At 75.5% G+C, this 1,304-nt stretch carries 1 protein-coding gene and 1 pseudogene; both read left to right on the top strand.

Features of this window, described 5'->3' with window-relative positions:
- Nucleotides 1–907 (top strand): MoxR family ATPase (locus tag CWIS_RS09845; RefSeq protein WP_048343111.1); only part of this gene is annotated, 907 nt, incomplete at its 5' end.
- A gap of 9 nt (nucleotides 908–916) precedes the next feature.
- Nucleotides 917–1,304 (top strand): annotated as a pseudogene (locus CWIS_RS09840) (DUF58 domain-containing protein); the annotation flags it as partial.

Raw genomic sequence — 1,304 nt, 5'->3', positions numbered from 1 at the left:
GGCCAAGGCGGTCGTCGGCCAGGACGCCGCCGTCTCCGGCCTGGTCATCGCGTTGCTGTGCCGCGGCCACGTGCTCCTCGAGGGCGTCCCCGGCGTCGCGAAGACGCTGCTCGTGCGCACGCTCGCCGCGAGCCTCGACCTCGACACCAAGCGCGTGCAGTTCACGCCGGACCTCATGCCCGGCGACGTCACCGGCTCGCTCGTGTACGACGCCCGCACCGCGGAGTTCTCGTTCCGTGAGGGCCCGGTCTTCACGAACCTGCTGCTCGCGGACGAGATCAACCGCACGCCCCCGAAGACCCAGGCGTCGCTGCTCGAGGCCATGGAGGAGCGTCAGGTATCGGTCGACGGCCTCCCGCGGCCGCTGCCGGACCCGTTCCTCGTGATCGCGACGCAGAACCCCGTCGAGTACGAGGGCACGTACCCGCTGCCCGAGGCTCAGCTCGACCGCTTCCTGCTCAAGCTCACGCTCCCGCTGCCGGAGCGCGAGGACGAGGTCGAGGTGCTCGCCCGGCACGCCTCCGGGTTCGACCCGCGCAACCTCGCCGCGGCGGGCGTGCGGCCCGTGGCCGACCGCGCGATGCTCGAGCGCGCACGGGCCGAGGTCGCGCGCGTGCAGGTCGCGCGTGAGGTGCTCGGCTACGCCGTCGACGTGTGCCGCGGCACGCGCCAGTCCCCGTCGCTGTCGTTGGGCGTCTCGCCACGTGGGGCGACCGCGCTGCTCGCGACCGCGCGCGCCTGGGCCTGGCTCTCGGGCCGGGGATACGTGACGCCCGACGACGTCAAGGCGCTCGCGCACCCGACGTTGCGGCACCGCGTGCAGCTGCGCGCCGAGGCCGAGCTCGAGGGCGTCACGGCCGAGACGGTGCTGGACACGGTCCTCGCCTCGGTCCCCGTCCCCCGCTGACGGGCCGCCGTGGCGCTGACCTGGCGGGCCGTACTGCTCGCCGCGCTCGGGATCCCCGTGGTCCTGCTCGTCCCGCTCACCGGGACCGTGATCGTGTGGGCGGTGTTCGTCGCGCTCGCGTGCGCTGTCGACGCGGCGTTGGCCGCCTCCCCGCGGCAGGTCGCCGTCGCACGCGCCGTGCCCGCGTCGGTGCGGCTGGACGAGCCCGCGACCTGCACGGTGACGCTCACGAACGTGGGCCGTCGTCGGCTGCGGGCGCGCGTGCGCGACGCGTGGCCGCCGTCGGCCGGAGTGCTGGCCGCCGCAGGGCTGACGCCCGGTACCGACGCCGCCGCGCGCACGCATCCCGACCGCCACGACGTGACGCTCGCGCCGGGCGAGGCGCGGCGCGTCCGCA

The organism is Cellulomonas sp. A375-1 (genome assembly GCF_001040865.1).
Lineage (GTDB): Bacteria > Actinomycetota > Actinomycetes > Actinomycetales > Cellulomonadaceae > Cellulomonas > Cellulomonas gelida.
The sequence above is the reverse complement of the archived record's forward strand: the minus strand, read 5'-3'. Positions and strand labels throughout refer to the sequence as shown.